General features: G+C 63.6%; 13 protein-coding genes, 2 tRNA genes, 3 rRNA genes and 1 other RNA gene. 8 read left to right on the top strand and 11 right to left on the bottom strand.

All coding sequences use genetic code 11. The features are described from left to right. Positions 1-2 precede the first annotated feature (2 nt). Positions 3-1,292, bottom strand: coding sequence for a glutamate-1-semialdehyde 2,1-aminomutase (gene hemL / locus ABD970_RS04745; RefSeq protein ID WP_345294337.1), 1,290 nt, complete (start codon positions 1,290-1,292; stop codon positions 3-5). A 17-nt stretch (positions 1,293-1,309) separates the two neighbouring features. Beyond that, positions 1,310-1,912, bottom strand: a complete 603-nt coding sequence (gene thiE / locus ABD970_RS04750; RefSeq protein WP_345294338.1) for a thiamine phosphate synthase — start codon at positions 1,910-1,912, stop codon at positions 1,310-1,312. A 120-nt stretch (positions 1,913-2,032) separates the two neighbouring features. On the opposite strand from thiE, the gene ABD970_RS04755 reads away from it, so the two are divergent. Further along, positions 2,033-2,224 (top strand): rubredoxin, encoded by a 192-nt coding sequence (locus tag ABD970_RS04755; protein WP_345294339.1) that lies wholly within the window; start codon positions 2,033-2,035, stop codon positions 2,222-2,224. A gap of 22 nt (positions 2,225-2,246) precedes the next feature. Here the strand turns inward: ABD970_RS04755 and ABD970_RS04760 are convergent, their stop codons facing one another. Together ABD970_RS04760 and ABD970_RS04765 are read right to left on the bottom strand one after the other, a co-directional pair. Next, positions 2,247-3,092, bottom strand: a complete 846-nt coding sequence (locus ABD970_RS04760) for a SirB1 family protein (protein ID WP_345294340.1) — start codon at positions 3,090-3,092, stop codon at positions 2,247-2,249. Positions 3,093-3,147: 55 nt separating this feature from the next. Next, on the bottom strand, positions 3,148-3,615 hold the full coding sequence (locus tag ABD970_RS04765) for a DUF192 domain-containing protein (RefSeq protein WP_345294341.1): 468 nt from the start codon (positions 3,613-3,615) through the stop codon (positions 3,148-3,150). Between the two features lie 463 nt (positions 3,616-4,078). On the opposite strand from ABD970_RS04765, the gene ABD970_RS04770 reads away from it, so the two are divergent. From ABD970_RS04770 to rrf, 5 genes are all read left to right on the top strand, one after another. After that, positions 4,079-5,623 (top strand): 16S ribosomal RNA (locus ABD970_RS04770). A gap of 96 nt (positions 5,624-5,719) precedes the next feature. Continuing rightward, positions 5,720-5,795 (top strand) — tRNA-Ala (locus tag ABD970_RS04775). Between the two features lie 19 nt (positions 5,796-5,814). Further along, positions 5,815-5,891: transfer RNA gene (locus ABD970_RS04780), tRNA-Ile, on the top strand. Positions 5,892-6,107: 216 nt separating this feature from the next. Then, positions 6,108-8,991 (top strand): 23S ribosomal RNA (locus ABD970_RS04785). Between the two features lie 186 nt (positions 8,992-9,177). Next, a 5S ribosomal RNA gene (rrf, locus tag ABD970_RS04790) occupies positions 9,178-9,291 on the top strand. Together the 16S, 23S and 5S rRNA genes with 2 tRNA genes alongside form the textbook arrangement of a ribosomal RNA operon. Positions 9,292-9,538: 247 nt before the next feature. Here the strand turns inward: rrf and rpiA are convergent. From rpiA to ABD970_RS04825, 7 genes are all read right to left on the bottom strand, one after another. Next, positions 9,539-10,186 carry a ribose-5-phosphate isomerase RpiA gene (rpiA, locus tag ABD970_RS04795; RefSeq protein ID WP_345294342.1) on the bottom strand — a complete coding sequence of 216 codons (648 nt, stop codon included), beginning with the start codon at positions 10,184-10,186 and terminating at the stop codon, positions 9,539-9,541. Positions 10,187-10,240: 54 nt separating this feature from the next. Continuing rightward, positions 10,241-10,708: an EVE domain-containing protein gene (locus tag ABD970_RS04800; protein WP_345294343.1), complete on the bottom strand. Its 468-nt coding sequence runs from the start codon at positions 10,706-10,708 to the stop codon at positions 10,241-10,243. Then, a complete protein-coding gene (locus tag ABD970_RS04805; protein WP_345294344.1) occupies positions 10,705-11,295 on the bottom strand; it encodes a 5-formyltetrahydrofolate cyclo-ligase in 591 nt (196 codons plus the stop codon). Before ABD970_RS04805 ends, ABD970_RS04800 begins: the two co-directional genes overlap by 4 nt. Before the next feature lie 134 nt (positions 11,296-11,429). Beyond that, positions 11,430-11,615: non-coding RNA, 6S RNA (gene ssrS / locus ABD970_RS04810), on the bottom strand. A gap of 99 nt (positions 11,616-11,714) precedes the next feature. Continuing rightward, on the bottom strand, positions 11,715-12,011 hold the full coding sequence (locus ABD970_RS04815; protein ID WP_345294345.1) for a cell division protein ZapA: 297 nt from the start codon (positions 12,009-12,011) through the stop codon (positions 11,715-11,717). Next, positions 12,008-12,229 (bottom strand): TIGR02449 family protein, encoded by a 222-nt coding sequence (locus ABD970_RS04820; protein WP_345294346.1) that lies wholly within the window; start codon positions 12,227-12,229, stop codon positions 12,008-12,010. Before ABD970_RS04820 ends, ABD970_RS04815 begins: the two co-directional genes overlap by 4 nt. Before the next feature lie 31 nt (positions 12,230-12,260). After that, positions 12,261-14,477, bottom strand: a complete 2,217-nt coding sequence (locus tag ABD970_RS04825) for a putative bifunctional diguanylate cyclase/phosphodiesterase (RefSeq protein WP_345294347.1) — start codon at positions 14,475-14,477, stop codon at positions 12,261-12,263. Positions 14,478-14,596: 119 nt separating this feature from the next. Between ABD970_RS04825 and ABD970_RS04830 the strand changes: the two genes are divergently transcribed. Together ABD970_RS04830 and ABD970_RS04835 are read left to right on the top strand one after the other, a co-directional pair. Continuing rightward, positions 14,597-15,142 (top strand): UPF0149 family protein, encoded by a 546-nt coding sequence (locus ABD970_RS04830; RefSeq protein WP_345294348.1) that lies wholly within the window; start codon positions 14,597-14,599, stop codon positions 15,140-15,142. 33 nt (positions 15,143-15,175) lie between these two features. Then, on the top strand, positions 15,176-16,501 hold the full coding sequence (locus tag ABD970_RS04835; RefSeq protein WP_345294564.1) for an aminopeptidase P N-terminal domain-containing protein: 1,326 nt from the start codon (positions 15,176-15,178) through the stop codon (positions 16,499-16,501). Positions 16,502-16,508 lie beyond the last annotated feature (7 nt).

The raw sequence follows: 16,508 nt of genomic DNA on the forward strand, positions 1-16,508 counted from the left end.
ATTCAGTCCCGGATCGCGAAGAAGGCGGTTTCGGCGGCGGCGATGGTCGCGTCGATCTCCGCCTCGCCGTGCGCACTGGACATGAAACCGGCCTCGAATGCCGACGGGGCGAGGTAGATCCCCTGTCGCAGCATGGCATGGAAGAACCGCCGGAACGCCGCGGTGTCGCAGGCGACCGCGCCAGCATGGGTGTCGACCGGTCCCGGCGCGAAAAACAGCCCGAACATCCCGCCGACGCGTTGCGTGGAAAAGGGCACCCCTGCCGCGCCGGCGGCGGCCTCCAGCCCATCGCACAGGGCATGGACCTTGGCCTCCAGCGCCGCGTGGAAGCCGGGCGCCTGCACGAGTTCCAGCATCGCCAGGCCCGCGGCCATGGCGACCGGGTTGCCGCTGAGCGTGCCGGCCTGGTAGACCGGCCCGGCGGGCGACACCCGCTCCATGAGGGCGCGGCTGCCGCCATAGGCGCCCACGGGCATGCCGCCGCCGATGATCTTGCCGAAGGTGGTCAGGTCGGGCGCCACGCCATAGCGCGCCTGCGCGCCGCCGAGCGCGACACGGAATCCGGTCATGACCTCGTCGAAGATCAGCAATGCACCGTGGCGAGTGCACAGCTCGCGCAGGTGCTGCAGGAAGCCTTCCCGCGGCGGCAGGCAGTTGGCGTTGCCGACGACCGGTTCGATGATCAGCCCGGCGATGTCGTCGCCCGCCGTGTCGAACAGGGCGGTGGCGGCGTCGAAATCGTTGTAGGGCAGGGTCAGCGTGAGGTCCGCCAGGGCCTTGGGCACGCCCGGGGAGTCCGGCTCGCCGAAGGTCAGCGCCCCGCTGCCCGCCTTGACCAGGAAGGAATCGCCGTGACCGTGGTAGCAGCCCTCGAACTTCACGATGCGCGCGCGTCCGGTGGCCCCGCGCGCCAGGCGCACGGCTGACAACGTCGCCTCGGTCCCGGAATTGACCATGCGCACCATCTGGCAGCTCGGCACGAGCCGCGCGATGGTTTCGGCCATGTCCACTTCCAGCGCATTGGGCGCACCGAAGCTCAGGCCGTCGCGCGCTGTCCGCACCACGGCCTCCAACACCGCAGGATGATTGTGCCCGGCGATCATGGGCCCCCAGGAGCCCACGTAGTCGATGTAGCGGTTCCCGTCGACATCGAACAAGCAGGCGCCTTCGGCACGCTGCACGAAGAACGGTTCGCCGCCGACCGACTTGAAGGCGCGTACCGGCGAGTTGACGCCGCCCGGCATCCGCTGGCGGGCGCGTTCGAACAGTTGCTGAGAGCGATCGGTCTGCATTCGGGTGTCGATGGGCCTCATTCGAAGCCGGCACGATACGCGCGCGCGGCCGCCTCGGGATCCGGAGCGTCGAAGACACCGCTGATCACGGCGACCAGGTCGGCGCCAGCGGCGACCAGCGAGGGCACATTCTCGGGCCTGATGCCGCCGATCGCCACCCGCGGCAGGCCGAGCGGCTCGCTCTCGCGCAGCAGGCGTGGCGATGCGCGGCTCGCGAGTGGCTTGGTCGGGGAGGGAAAGAACGCCCCGAAGGCAACATAGGTGGCACCGGCGGCGGCGGCCGCGCGCGCGCGCGCCAGGTCGTCGTAGCACGATGCGCCCAGGATCATCGTGTCCCCGCAGGCCCTGCGGGCCTGGCCGAGCTCGCCGTCGTCGCGGCCCAGGTGCGCGCCGTCGGCGCCGCATTCCCTCGCCAGGCGCCAGTCGTCGTTGACGACCAAGGGCACGCCGAGGCCCCTGCACACCGGCAGCAGCGCCTCGACCTGCGCGCGCCGTTCGTCCCGCGTCGCGGCCTTGTTGCGGTACTGCAGCATCGCGGCGTGGCCCAGCACGCGGTCGACGCGCCGCCGCAGGCGCTCGGTGTCGGCGTCATCGGGTGTGACCAGGTACAGGCCTCGCAAGTCGTGCTCCGGCGTTGGCGGCGAAACGATCGTGCCGGCAGGGCGGCATTGCGCGCCGCGCTTTCGGCGATGGCCCCGGGATGGGACAATGGTCGATCACGCAGCAAGACAGCACGATTCATGAACGATTCTGCCACGCAGACCGCCTATCGCACCTGGATGTGCGTCGTGTGCGGATTCATCTACGACGAGGCCGACGGCCTGCCCGAAGAGGGCATCGCGCCGGGTACGCGCTGGGAGGACGTGCCCGAGACGTGGACGTGCCCCGATTGCGGCGTGACCAAGGACGACTTCGAGATGATGGCGCTCTGAGCCGCCTCCTCGCCCGCAGGCCCTAGTTCAGGCGCGTCGAGCCGCCCCCGAGCCCGATCAGGCGGTCCCGGACCGCGTCCGCATCCGTCGCGCGCGGTGACCGTTGCAGGTAGAGGCCGAGGTCGTGTCGGGCGCCGTGCCGATGGCCGAGTTCAAGGTATCCGAGCCCCCGGTCGCGCAGGGCTTCCGGGTCGTCCGGCGACAGCTTGAGGATGCGGTCGGCGCAGCGCACGGCACGTTCCCAGTCGCCCCCGTCGCTGTACACGCCATGCAGGTTGCGCAGCACGCGCATCAGGATCGCGCGATGCGACGCCGGGTTGAGGATCTGGTGGAGGACGTCGTCGTCCGGGGCGTCACCGCCCATGTGCGGCCGGGCGCGCTGGCGCAGCTCGTCCACGTCCAGCGGGCGGCCGCGGTTGAAGGGATCCATCACCAGGACGCCGTCGTCGACCGGTAGCCTGACCAGGAAATGACCGGGGAAGGAGATGCCGTCGAGCGGCACGCCCAGCCTGCGTGCGACTTCCATCTGCACGAGTGCCAGCGAAATGGGGTTGCCGAGGCGGCGCTCGAACACCTCGTTGATGTAGCTGTTCCGGGGGTCGTAGTACTCGTCGTGGTTCCCGGCGTAGCCGAGTTCCTCGAACAGCAGGCGGTTGATCGCCTGCATCTTCAGCGGCCAGTGCTCGAGTGCCTCGACTTCCTCGCGCAGGTGCGCGGTGTGCGCCTGCAGCACGGTGTCGTAGAGGTCTGGATCGAGGTCCGGGTATTCGTCGCGCGCGATCAACAGCGCGGTTCCGAGCAGCGGCAGCGACGCGTCGTCGAGGCGTGCGAGCGAATTCCAGTCCGGTACCGCGAATGGCTTGCGCATGCATCCAAGACTGCGCCGCCCGGCAAGCTGGTGCAAGGGCTTGCGCCCCCGGTGGCTACGGTGCAGGCTGGATGTCCGGCCCCAGCCGCAGGACGTCGCCGTCCTCCAGGCCAAGCCGCGCGGCCTCGCCCGCGTTGAGCTCGAGCACGAAACGCGCCGGGAGCTCGCTGGGATACGTCGGGCACAGGTTTCCGCTCGAGCACGGCGGAACGTTGCGTTGCTGCGAAACCAGGCGCAGTGATTCGTCGAAGTACAGGATGTCCAGCGGGATCCGGGTGTTCTTCATCCAGAACCAGCGCGGTTCCGCGCGATCGTGGATGAACAGCATGCCCCTGTCCTGTTCCAGCGCGTCACGGAACATCAGCCCGCGCGCGCGCTCCTCGTCATCATCGGCGACCTCCACGGTGTAGCGCTCGCCCGCAACCTCGACCCAGTGGCCACGGGCGCAGCCGCCCGCCACGGGGACGAACGCGCCAAGCAGGGAGGCGCCCAAGAGGGCGGGAAAGCCGCGGAAACAGGGCATCTGCAGGTCCGGAGGGGTGTCCAGGCGACCATCGGCTAGGGACGCTTCGGCGTCAAGTCGCCGCGGGGTTCCCCGCCCCCTTCCCAAAGCGGCGAAGGCAGTGCACAATGCGCGCCCCGTTGGTCGGTTGCAGCCTGTACGGACACTGGCCGGGACGTCAAAAAACCTTGTGAAAGGTGTTGACGGCCTCGAAAAGGGGTGTATTATGGGCGGCTCCCTCGGGTACTACGGTAACGAGGACGGAACGCGGCGCTGAGGCCGGTTCCACGATCTTTGACAGTGTGCGCAGGTGACTTGTGCGGGCGTCTGGCGGTGGATAACTGTCCATTGGCAGGCGTTCGAAACAGAGTCTCCAAATCAATTCAAATGCAAGCAATTGCAAGCGAGTGGTTCTGGAGCTCGGTGACGACGACTGCACTCAAGAAATTGGCCGAAGCCCCTCGGGGCCCACAGCCGCAAAACTTAAGTGAAGAGTTTGATCCTGGCTCAGAGTGAACGCTGGCGGTAGGCCTAACACATGCAAGTCGAACGGCAGCACAGGAGAGCTTGCTCTCTGGGTGGCGAGTGGCGGACGGGTGAGGAATACATCGGAATCTACCTTGTCGTGGGGGATAACGTAGGGAAACTTACGCTAATACCGCATACGACCTACGGGTGAAAGCGGAGGACCTTCGGGCTTCGCGCGACTAGATGAGCCGATGTCGGATTAGCTTGTTGGCGGGGTAAAAGCCCACCAAGGCGACGATCCGTAGCTGGTCTGAGAGGATGATCAGCCACACTGGAACTGAGACACGGTCCAGACTCCTACGGGAGGCAGCAGTGGGGAATATTGGACAATGGGCGCAAGCCTGATCCAGCCATACCGCGTGGGTGAAGAAGGCCTTCGGGTTGTAAAGCCCTTTTGTCCGGAAAGAAAAGCTTTCGGTTAATACCCGGAAGTCATGACGGTACCGGAAGAATAAGCACCGGCTAACTTCGTGCCAGCAGCCGCGGTAATACGAAGGGTGCAAGCGTTACTCGGAATTACTGGGCGTAAAGCGTGCGTAGGTGGTTTGTTAAGTCTGATGTGAAAGCCCTGGGCTCAACCTGGGAATTGCACTGGATACTGGCAGGCTAGAGTGCGGTAGAGGATGGCGGAATTCCCGGTGTAGCAGTGAAATGCGTAGAGATCGGGAGGAACATCCGTGGCGAAGGCGGCCATCTGGACCAGCACTGACACTGAGGCACGAAAGCGTGGGGAGCAAACAGGATTAGATACCCTGGTAGTCCACGCCCTAAACGATGCGAACTGGATGTTGGGAGCAACTAGGCTCTCAGTATCGAAGCTAACGCGTTAAGTTCGCCGCCTGGGGAGTACGGTCGCAAGACTGAAACTCAAAGGAATTGACGGGGGCCCGCACAAGCGGTGGAGTATGTGGTTTAATTCGATGCAACGCGAAGAACCTTACCTGGCCTTGACATGTCCGGAACTTGGCAGAGATGCCTTGGTGCCTTCGGGAACCGGAACACAGGTGCTGCATGGCTGTCGTCAGCTCGTGTCGTGAGATGTTGGGTTAAGTCCCGCAACGAGCGCAACCCTTGTCCTTAGTTGCCAGCACGTAATGGTGGGAACTCTAAGGAGACCGCCGGTGACAAACCGGAGGAAGGTGGGGATGACGTCAAGTCATCATGGCCCTTACGGCCAGGGCTACACACGTACTACAATGGGAAGGACAGAGGGCTGCGAACCCGCGAGGGCAAGCCAATCCCAGAAACCTTCTCTCAGTCCGGATCGGAGTCTGCAACTCGACTCCGTGAAGTCGGAATCGCTAGTAATCGCAGATCAGCATTGCTGCGGTGAATACGTTCCCGGGCCTTGTACACACCGCCCGTCACACCATGGGAGTGGGTTGCACCAGAAGTAGCTAGTCTAACCTTCGGGAGGACGGTTACCACGGTGTGATTCATGACTGGGGTGAAGTCGTAACAAGGTAGCCGTATCGGAAGGTGCGGCTGGATCACCTCCTTTAGAGACTAAAGACAGCTGATTGCCGTCCAGGCGTCCGCACAAGTGACCTGCATCCAGAATTCCGTGGCCCTCGTGGCCGGGGAATCGTCCCCTTTTGGGGCCATAGCTCAGCTGGGAGAGCACCTGCTTTGCAAGCAGGGGGTCGTCGGTTCGATCCCGACTGGCTCCACCATCTGGGATAAAGCTTCAATGGGTCTGTAGCTCAGGTGGTTAGAGCGCACCCCTGATAAGGGTGAGGCCGGTGGTTCGAGTCCTCCCAGACCCACCACTCTGGATGTCGATTGCGCACACTCAAGATTTGAAACGACCTGGCATTGTGGCCGGCGTCGTGTTCTTTGAAAACTGGGACGTAGCGAGCGTTTGAGACGAATGTCCATACGTGTCGTAGAGGCTAAGGCGAGATGTCGAGAGACATCTTTATATTTGAATGTGATGTCGTTGAAATTCGCGACGACATTAACTCCGAGGCGACTTGGGGTTATATGGTCAAGCGAATAAGCGCACACGGTGGATGCCTTGGCGGTCAGAGGCGATGAAGGACGTGGCAGCCTGCGAAAAGTGTCGGGGAGCTGGCAACAAGCTTTGATCCGGCAATGTCCGAATGGGGAAACCCACTCCGCAAGGAGTATCGTGCAGTGAATACATAGCTGTACGAGGCGAACCCGGGGAACTGAAATATCTAAGTACCCGGAGGAAAAGAAATCAACAGAGATTCCCTCAGTAGCGACGAGCGAACGGGGAGCAGCCCAAAAGTCGACTTGGTTCTAGCAAAACAGTCTGGAAAGACTGGCCATAGAAGGTGATAGCCCTGTATGCGAAAGGGCCAAGACGATGAAAAGTGAGTAGGGCGGGGCACGAGAAACCCTGTCTGAACATGGGGGGACCATCCTCCAAGGCTAAATACTCCTGACCGACCGATAGTGAACAAGTACCGTGAGGGAAAGGCGAAAAGAACCCTGGTGAAGGGAGTGAAATAGACCCTGAAACCGTGTGCGTACAAGCAGTAGGAGCCCTTCGGGGTGACTGCGTACCTTTTGTATAATGGGTCAGCGACTTACTGTTCGTGGCGAGCTTAACCGTATAGGGGAGGCGAAGGGAAACCGAGTCTGATAAGGGCGCATAGTCGCGGGCAGTAGACCCGAAACCGGGTGATCTAGTCATGGCCAGGGTGAAGGTTGAGTAACATCAACTGGAGGCCCGAACCCACGTCTGTTGCAAAAGACGGGGATGAGCTGTGATTAGGAGTGAAAAGCTAATCGAACCCGGAGATAGCTGGTTCTCCTCGAAAGCTATTTAGGTAGCGCCTCATGTGAATCTTCCTGGGGGTAGAGCACTGTTATGGCTAGGGGGTCATTGCGACTTACCAAACCATGGCAAACTCCGAATACCAGGACAGAATGCATGGGAGACACACGGCGGGTGCTAACGTCCGTCGTGAAAAGGGAAACAACCCAGACCCACAGCTAAGGTCCCAAATTACCGCTAAGTGGAAAACGATGTGGAAAGGCACAGACAGCCAGGAGGTTGGCTTAGAAGCAGCCACCCTTTAAAGAAAGCGTAATAGCTCACTGGTCGAGTCGGTCTGCGCGGAAGATTTAACGGGGCTAAGCGGTAAACCGAAGCTTGGGGTGCATCATTCCTCGGAATGGTGCGCGGTAGAGGAGCGTTCCGTAAGCCGTTGAAGGTGGATCGAGAGGTCTGCTGGAGGTATCGGAAGTGCGAATGCTGACATGAGTAACGATAATGGGGGTGAAAAGCCCCCACGCCGAAAGCCCAAGGTTTCCTTGCGCAACGTTAATCGACGCAGGGTGAGTCGGCCCCTAAGGCGAGGCAGAAATGCGTAGTCGATGGGAAGCAGGTTAATATTCCTGCACCTCGCATAAGTGCGATGGAGGGACGGAGAAGGTTAGGTCTACCCGGCGTTGGTTGTCCGGGGGAAAGGAGGTAGGTTTGGGTCTTTGGCAAATCCGGGACCCTTCAAGACCGAGCACCGAGACGAGCTCATTAGAGCGAAGTGACTGATACCACGCTTCCAGGAAAAGCTCCTAAGCTTCAGCTTATGCAGACCGTACCGTAAACCGACACAGGTGGGTGGGATGAGAATTCTCAGGCGCTTGAGAGAACTCGGGTGAAGGAACTAGGCAAAATGGTACCGTAACTTCGGGAGAAGGTACGCCCCTGATGGTGGCCCATGCGGGCTATAGCTGTCGGGGGCCGCAGATACCAGGCCGCTGCGACTGTTTATCAAAAACACAGCACTCTGCAAACACGAAAGTGGACGTATAGGGTGTGACGCCTGCCCGGTGCCGGAAGGTTAATTGATGGGGTCAGCCGCAAGGCGAAGCTCTTGATCGAAGCCCCGGTAAACGGCGGCCGTAACTATAACGGTCCTAAGGTAGCGAAATTCCTTGTCGGGTAAGTTCCGACCTGCACGAATGGCGTAACGACAGCGGCGCTGTCTCCACCCGAGACTCAGTGAAATTGAAATCGCTGTGAAGATGCAGCGTTCCCGTGGCAAGACGGAAAGACCCCGTGAACCTTTACTATAGCTTTACATTGAACGTTGAGTTCGTCTGTGTAGGATAGGTGGGAGGCTTTGAAACCATGGCGCCAGCTGTGGTGGAGCCATCCTTGAAATACCACCCTGTCGTGCTTGACGTTCTAACCTAGGTCCGTAATCCGGATCGGGGACCATGTATGGTGGGTAGTTTGACTGGGGCGGTCTCCTCCCAAAGAGTAACGGAGGAGCACGAAGGTACGCTCAGCGCGGTCGGACATCGCGCACTGTGTGCAAAGGCATAAGCGTGCTTGACTGCAAGATCGACGGATCAAGCAGGTACGAAAGTAGGTCTTAGTGATCCGGTGGTTCTGTATGGAAGGGCCATCGCTCAACGGATAAAAGGTACTCCGGGGATAACAGGCTGATACCGCCCAAGAGTTCATATCGACGGCGGTGTTTGGCACCTCGATGTCGGCTCATCACATCCTGGGGCTGTAGTCGGTCCCAAGGGTATGGCTGTTCGCCATTTAAAGTGGTACGCGAGCTGGGTTCAGAACGTCGTGAGACAGTTCGGTCCCTATCTGCCATGGGCGTTGGAGATTTGAGAGGGGCTGCTCCTAGTACGAGAGGACCGGAGTGGACGAACCCCTGGTGTTCCGGTTGTCACGCCAGTGGCATTGCCGGGTAGCTATGTTCGGAAGCGATAACCGCTGAAAGCATCTAAGCGGGAAGCGCGCCTCAAGATGAGATCTCCCGGGACACAAGTCCCCTAAAGGAACCATCAAGACTAGGTGGTTGATAGGCTGGGTGTGTAAGCACAGCAATGTGTTGAGCTAACCAGTACTAATGATCCGTGTGGCTTGACCATATAACCTCAAGTAGCCTTGGACTCGACGACACGTCGATGTTCGGCAAAGACTTCGCTACGTCCCAACCTTATTCGCCGATGGCGGGCCTGTACCAGGCTCGTTCGGAGGCAACCAACGAGAGCGTGTGCGCGCCAGTCCGGGATGCCCGGAAGCCAGTCGATCGGTTCGCGACCCTCCACCCTCTCCCTGGTGACAATAGCTGCGTGGAACCACCCGATCCCATTCCGAACTCGGAAGTGAAACGCGCACGCGCCGATGGTAGTGTGCATCAAGCATGCGAGAGTAGGTCATCGCCAGGGTCTTTATCCGAAAAACCCCCAGCCCAGGCTGGGGGTTTTTTTTACCTGTCGCGACCGTTGATGTGTGCCGCCTGAGGTGGCGTTGGGGGCCGGCTCGCATCGTCGGCATTCAAGGCCGGCATGCGTCCCGCTGTCCCAGCTGATGGGAGGGTCGCGCCTATACGTGCCCCCGGGGTTCGGCCCGTCGCGAGTCACACAGTCGGGTCGCAAAGCGGTCCGCGGACGAGACCGCGCAGGAGTCCGGCCGTTACAGGACGGTCGCCGGCGCTCCGCCGACGATCACCACGTCGGCCGGGCGGCGCGCGAACAGGCCCACGCTGACGACGCCCGGGATCTGGTTGAGGGTGGATTCCATGTCCATCGGGTCGATGATCGAAAGGCCGTGGACGTCCAGGATCCAGTTACCGTTGTCAGTGACGGTCCCCTCGCGCCAGACCGGTTGGCCACCGGTGCGGGACACGATCTCCCGCGCGACCAGGCTGCGTGCCATCGGGATCACCTCGAGCGGCAGGGGGAAGCGGCCGAGCACGTCGACCTGCTTGGCGGGATCGATGACGCAAACGAAAATCTCGCTTGCCCCCGCGATGATCTTTTCGCGCGTGAGCGCTGCGCCCCCGCCCTTGATCAGGCGCTTGTGGGGGTCGCACTCGTCCGCACCATCCACGTACAGCGGCAAGGGGCCTGCCGCATTCAGGTCGAGCAGTTCGATGCCGTGTCGGCGGAGTTGCTCGCTGCTCTGCATGGAACTGGAGACGGCGCCGGCAATGCGGTGCTTGATGCCAGCCAGCGCATCGATGAAGTACGCGACCGTGGAGCCGGTACCGACCCCGACGACCATGCCGTCCTCGACGTATTCGATTGCCTTTTCGGCGGCTTGGCGCTTGGCTTCAGACATGCCTGCTCCGTTGGGTGGGTCGATCGTGGGGCGTCCGGACCGGTTTGGCCGGAATCATTCGAGCGAGAGCAACCGTTTCCACTGCGCACCCGTCACCGGCATCACGGACAGCCTCGATCCCTTGCGCAGCAGTTCGAACTCTTCGCCCAACGCATCGGCGTGGCCACGGATCTCCGACAAGGGTAACGGTCGCCGCAGCTTGCGCGAGAACTGAACGTCGACGAGTTCCCAGCGCGGTTGCTCATGGGTCGCCTTGGGATCGTAGTACTTCGACGTTTTCTGGAATTGCGTGGGATCCGGATACGGCGTGCTCGCGACTTCCGCAATGCCGTAAACCCCTGGCACCTCGCAATTGGAGTGGTAGAACAGGACGCCGTCGCCGACCTGCATCTGGCGCATGAAATTGCGCGCCTGGTAATTGCGGACCCCGGTCCAGGGCTCGGTTCCGACTCGCTGCAGGTCGTCGATCGAGAAGTCCCCGGGTTCGGATTTCATCAACCAGTAACGCCTTCGTGGACTCATTCTCGCGGAATCTCCCGAAAGTGGGTGGCGCGCTCGGTGCAGACGGCATCGAGCGGAACGTCCCACGGCTCGGTGGGCACCTCATCCACCTGCTGGACCGAGAACCCGACACCGACCAGCCAGGGAGGCGCTGGACGATCGCCACGGAAGGCGAAGCTGCGATCGTACCAGCCGCCTCCCATGCCCAGTCGATTGCAAGCACCATCGAACGCCACCAAAGGCACGACGACGAGGTCCATCGCCTCGGGCGCCAGCAACGCATCATCCGGGACCGCCGGTTCGGGGATGCCGAAACGGTTGGTCGTCAGGGATCCCCCGGGTCTCCAGGGCGCGAACCGAAGCCGCTGGTCTTCATGCAGCACGGGTAGGCAATAGGTCACTTCCGCAGGCAGGCGCATCTGCCAGGCGTGCAGCGCGATCTCGCCGTCCATCGCCCAGTAGCCGGCGACGCGGACGGCGCTGGGCGCGAACGGCAATCCAAGCAAGCGTGCCGCCAGCGCTTCGGCGCCAGCGATCCGCTGTTGTGGCGCGATTCCGCGACGCAGGTCGCAGGCCTTCCGGCGGAGGCGGCGGCGCGGATCAGCCACCGCAGGCCGTGCGTGGGCGCTGGTGGCGCGTCGCGCCGCCAGTCCATGCGATCTGGGAACGGATGATTGGACGCCGGTGTGCCGCGTGCAGGCAAGGCTGCCACCGGGTAGCGCGGTGCCCCAACCAGGGGGATACGTCCTCCGCCATGGCGATGCCTGCCAAACGACCTTGAACCCGGGGTTCAAGTGGGAACGCTTGGAGTCCATCGGGCTTTCCGCTGCGAGGCGGACTTGCACACCCGGAACCCGTTGCGTCCCCGTGGTCGTCGTTAAGGGACAAGGCGAATGTTTGTGCAGGCCGTCGAACACGGCAGAGAACGCCGGGAAAGTATATCGCGCCTGTCGATGGCGGGAAGCCCGTTCGTCGGCGGGCGTTCATGCACCGCGCATTCATCCGAGCGCCGACGCCGCAGCGTGGATCATGCATCCAGCAGGCTGTCGAGCTTGCCCTGCAACGCCTCGAGCGTGCCGGACAGCTCGCGATCCCTGCGGTCGCTGTAATCGCGGAGTTGCTGAAGTTCATGCGCGAGGTTGAGTGCGGCCAATACCGCGACGCGATCCACGGCCGCCATGCGATTGGCGCCACGGACCTCACGCATCTTGGCGTCCAGCAGCCGTGCCGCCGCCATGAGCCCATCGCGCTCGTCGGGACCGACGCCGACGGTGTATTCGCGGTCCAGCAGGCGGACGCTGACCGCTTCGTTGGTTGAATTCACGTGTGCTGCTCCAGCGACTTGAGCCGCGCGATCATTGCCTCGACCCGCGAACGTGCCTGCTCGTTCTTCGCCAGCAGTTGCGACCGTTCCCCGGACAGCTGTTCGTGTTGCTGGCGCAGGCTGCGATTCTCCTCGGCCAGGCGCTGCGATCGCGCGGCCAGTTCGTCGAATCGGGCGGCCAGGCGACGGAGCTGGTCGATCGGGTCTGGATTGTCCATTCGGGCAAGATAGGCAGGGGATGGGGGGCGGTCAAGGCATCGCGGCACGGACGCCGTCGGCGCAAAGCCGCTGTGGCGCCCGGCCACGCATGAAGGCGAGGCAGGCATGTGCCTCCAGCGGCCGTGCCAGCCAGAAACCCTGGATCTCGTCGCAATTCTGGCCCACGAGGAATCTCATTTGCGCCTCGGTCTCCACGCCTTCCGCGACGACGCGCAGTCCCAGCGAGTGCGCCATGGTGATGATGGTGCTCGTGATCGCAGCGTCTTCGGGATCGGTCGTGACGTCGCGGATGAAGGCCTTGTCGATCTTGAGCGTAGTGATGGGCAGGCGTTTGAGGTAGGCGAGCGAGGAGTAACCCGTGCCGAAGTCGTCGATGGCCAGCGAAACGCCGAGCTTTCGCAATGCCAGCAGTTTCTCGGCGGTCTGGCCGGCATTGGCCATCAGCACGCTTTCGGTCAGTTCCAGCTCCAGCGACCGGGGATCGAGCCGGGCGTCCTCGAGGATCCGCCTGACGACTTCCGGGAAATTCCCGCGCAGTAGCTGCAGCACCGAGACGTTGACCGCCATGGAGAGACCGGCGAGGCCGTGTTGCTGCCAGCGACGCAAGGCAAGGCAGGCCTCGCGCAGTACCCATTCGCCGATTTCCAGGATCTGGCCGCTTTCCTCGGCCAAGGGGATGAATTCGTCCGGAGGCACGGCCCCATGCTCCGCACCGTTCCAGCGCAGCAACGCTTCCACGCCGACGATGGCCGAGGAGTCCAGCGCGAGACGCGGCTGGTAAACGAGCCGGAACTCGTCATGGTCGAGCGCCTTTCGCAGCGCCCCGGAGAGAATGGCGCGTTTTCGGATCGAGACGTCCATGGCGTCGTCGTAGCGCATGTACGTGCGGCGTCCCGCGGACTTCGCCTGGTACATCGCGGTGTCCGCTTGCTTGAGCAGCTCGGTGGGGACCTGGGCATGGTCCGGGTACAGGCTGATGCCGATCGACGGCGAGATGACCACTTCCTGGCGGTTCCCAATCTCAAGGGGGGCCTCGAACGAAGTGATGATCTCCCTGGCGACATGGTCCGCCTCCTCGGCGGCCGCAAGGTTCTCGAGCACGATCGTGAATTCGTCGCCGCTCAGCCGCGCGACCGTCTGGTGTTCGCCGACGGTCTCCTGCAAGCGCTTGGCCGTGGCCCTGAGGATGCGGTCGCCGGCGGCGTGGCCGAGCGAGTCGTTGATGTCCTTGAACCTGTCGAGGTCGAGGAACAACACGGCGACGTGGTTGCCCTCGCGACGCGCGCGCACGATTGCGCGGGACAGACGCTCCGAAAGCAGCGAACGGTTGGGCAGGTTGGTCAGCGTGTCGAAGTTGGCGAGGTAGCGCAGCTCCTGCTCGGCGCGCTTCTGCAGGGTGATGTCCGTGAGCACGCAGACGAACAGGACGCTGCTCCCGGCCGTCCCGACCACGGCGTTGCATTCGAGGGCGCAGAGGAACTCCTCGCCGTCCTTGCGGCGTTGCCACATCTCTCCGGAAAAATGCCCGTCCCGCCTGACGATAGTGCGGATATGCTGGTAGAAGGCCGAGTCGTGCTGGGTGCTGTCGAGCATCTCCGCCTCCTGGCCAAGGACTTCGCCCTCGGCATACCCGGAGATGCGGGTGAATGCGGGATTGACCGCAACGAAACGAAAATGGCGATCCAGCACCGCGACCGCCTCGTTCATGCTGCGCAGGACTTCACGGGCGATTTGCCGTTCGCGCTCCACGCCGCGGCTGCGGGAAATGCCGATGGAGTTCCCCGCCACACGGGTGACGCGCCCTTCATCATCACGTTCAACCGCGCGGCCGCGTGCGCGGACCCAGGCCCACGGACCATCGGGTGACTGACGGATGCGATGCTCGGAGACGAACTCGTCCGACTCCCCGTCCAGGTAACGCTGCATCGCGGCGCGCGCCTCGTCCAGGTCGTCGGGGTGGATGACTTCTGCCACCTCCAGTCGGCCCCCGGGTTCCTCGGCATCCGTGGGCTCGGTGCCCGAGGCCCCCAGCCGTAGCCGGAACACGGTGTCGTTCCCGCATTCGTAGTCCCAGAACAGCTCGCCGGTGGCCCATAGCGCCATCCGCAGGCGCTCTTCGCTTCGCCGCAGCTTGGCGAGCGCGCGCTGGCCCGCGCGCCTTTGCAGCGTGAGGACGGTGACGACCCCGGCCAGCAACAGGGCCGAGCCTGCGAGCATGGTCAGAAGCGTTCCCTCGAAGGCGCTCAAGCGCATCGTCCCCCTGGCCGCGAGACGCGGCCCGGCCAGTGTATGTAGGGCGGGACCTTGGCGGCAAGTTCGCGCGCCATTGCTACACTTGCCTGAACACGCCCAGAGGAAGGCATTTCGTGTCCGAAACCCTGCCCGCGCTACACGAGGTCGAGAGCGCCATCCGGAGCCTGGGCCTGGCCATCGGCGCTTCGGAACTGCACGGCAGCGTTTGCGGGTGGTTGGCGGGGGGCGGCGAGGCCGGGCCCGGCTGGCTCACCCAGGTGATGCTGGACGAGGCGATCCCGGCCCCCACGCCCGGCAGCGAGCTCGACCGCCTCCTGCGTGGCAGTGCAGACCAGCTGGAAGACCGCGGATTCGGCTTCACCCTGCTGCTGCCGGCCGACGATGCGTCGCTGGCGGTACGCAGCGGCGCCCTGTTCGACTGGTGCCGTGGATTCGTGGGGGGGCTGGGGCTTGCAGCTGGCGACAAGTCGCCGCCATCGGAAGAGGGGCGAGAAGCCCTCAAGGACCTCGCCAAGCTCGCCGCGGCGACCGCGCAGGACGACGGGGACGACGAGGACGAGGCGGCATTGGCCGAGATCGAGGAGTTCGTGCGCGTTGCCGTGCTGCTGCTGCATGGCGATTGCGCCATGGGCCCCCGCCACCGCGGACGCCTGAACTGACATGGCAGGTCTCCACGTGGGATGTCGCTGAAAATGGGCCTGGGCACCGGGATCTCCGCGCAGACCTACGCGCGCCGCCGCCGGCAGCTGATGCGGATGGCTGGCGATGACGCGATCCTGGTGCTGCCATCGGCACCCGAGCGGGTCCGCAGCCGCGACACGCACTATCCGTACCGCCAGGATTCCGATCTCTGGTACCTGACCGGATTCGGCGAACCCGAGGCCGTGCTGGTCCTCGTGCCGGGGCGGAAGCACGGCGAGAGCCTCCTGTTCTGCCGCGAGCGTGACCCGGAGCGGGAGGGCTGGGACGGGCCGCGCGCCGGACCCGATGGCGTCGTGGAGCGCTTCGGCATGGACGACGGTTTCCCCATCGAAGACCTGGACGAGATCCTGCCGGGGCTGCTCGAAGGGCGGACCCGCGTGTACTACCACTTCGGTCGGGACACCGATTTCGACCTGAAGCTGATCGGCTGGCTCAACCGCGTCCGCGCGATGATGCGGATGGGCGCGCAGCCGCCGCACGAATTCCTGGAGCTCGGCCACTTGCTGGACGAGATGCGCTTGTTCAAGTCCGCCGAGGAATTGCGCCTGATGCGTCGCGCCGCCGACATCAGCGTGCGCGCCCACCAGGCCGCGATGCGAATCGCCAGGCCGGGCATCCGCGAGTACGAACTGCAGGCCGAACTGGAACGGGTGTTCCGCGCGAGCGATGCCGAGCCGGCCTACCACAGCATCGTCGGCGCCGGCGGGAACGCCTGCGTGCTGCACTATCGCGCCAATAACGGCCGCGCCAGGGCGGGGGACCTGGTGCTGATCGACGCCGGCGCCGAATACCGCGGTTATGCCGCCGACATCACCCGCACCTTCCCGGTCAACGGCCGTTTCGGCAAGGCGCAACGCGTGCTGCACGACCTGGTCGCCGAAGCCCAGGCCGCCGCGCTGGCGCAGGCCAGGCCCGGCGTGGCCTACGAAGCGGGTCACCAGGCCGCGGTCCAGACGCTCACCGAAGGCCTGCTACGGCTGGGCCTGCTCAAGGGCAAGCTGGAAAAGAACATTACCGACGGCAGCTACAAGCGCTTCTACCGCCACAAGACCGGGCACTGGATCGGGCTGGACGTGCACGACGTCGGCGAGTACCGGGTGGACGACCAGTCACGGGTGCTCGAGCCGGGCATGGCGTTCACCATCGAGCCGGGACTGTACATCGCTCCGGACGACACGACGGTCGCTGAAAAGTGGCGGGGGATCGGCATCCGCATCGAGGACGACGTCGCGATCACCCCGGTGGGACACGAGGTACTCACCGATGGGCTGGCGCGCAGCGCGGATGAGATCGAGGAGTTCATGGCGGCCGGCTGAGCGAGGC

The organism is Luteimonas vadosa, from assembly GCF_039543545.1.
Lineage (GTDB): Bacteria > Pseudomonadota > Gammaproteobacteria > Xanthomonadales > Xanthomonadaceae > Luteimonas > Luteimonas vadosa.

Coding starts and splice junctions, on each gene's coding strand:
- ABD970_RS04760 (WP_345294340.1), bottom strand. CDS start 3,092: ATGCGCAAGCCATTCGCGGTACCGGACTGGAATTCGCTCGCACGCCTC.
- ABD970_RS04835 (WP_345294564.1), top strand. CDS start 15,176: ATGGGCCTGGGCACCGGGATCTCCGCGCAGACCTACGCGCGCCGCCGC.
- rpiA (WP_345294342.1), bottom strand. CDS start 10,186: ATGTCTGAAGCCAAGCGCCAAGCCGCCGAAAAGGCAATCGAATACGTC.
- ABD970_RS04765 (WP_345294341.1), bottom strand. CDS start 3,615: ATGCCCTGTTTCCGCGGCTTTCCCGCCCTCTTGGGCGCCTCCCTGCTT.
- hemL (WP_345294337.1), bottom strand. CDS start 1,292: ATGCAGACCGATCGCTCTCAGCAACTGTTCGAACGCGCCCGCCAGCGG.
- ABD970_RS04800 (WP_345294343.1), bottom strand. CDS start 10,708: ATGAGTCCACGAAGGCGTTACTGGTTGATGAAATCCGAACCCGGGGAC.
- ABD970_RS04755 (WP_345294339.1), top strand. CDS start 2,033: ATGAACGATTCTGCCACGCAGACCGCCTATCGCACCTGGATGTGCGTC.
- ABD970_RS04820 (WP_345294346.1), bottom strand. CDS start 12,229: ATGGACAATCCAGACCCGATCGACCAGCTCCGTCGCCTGGCCGCCCGA.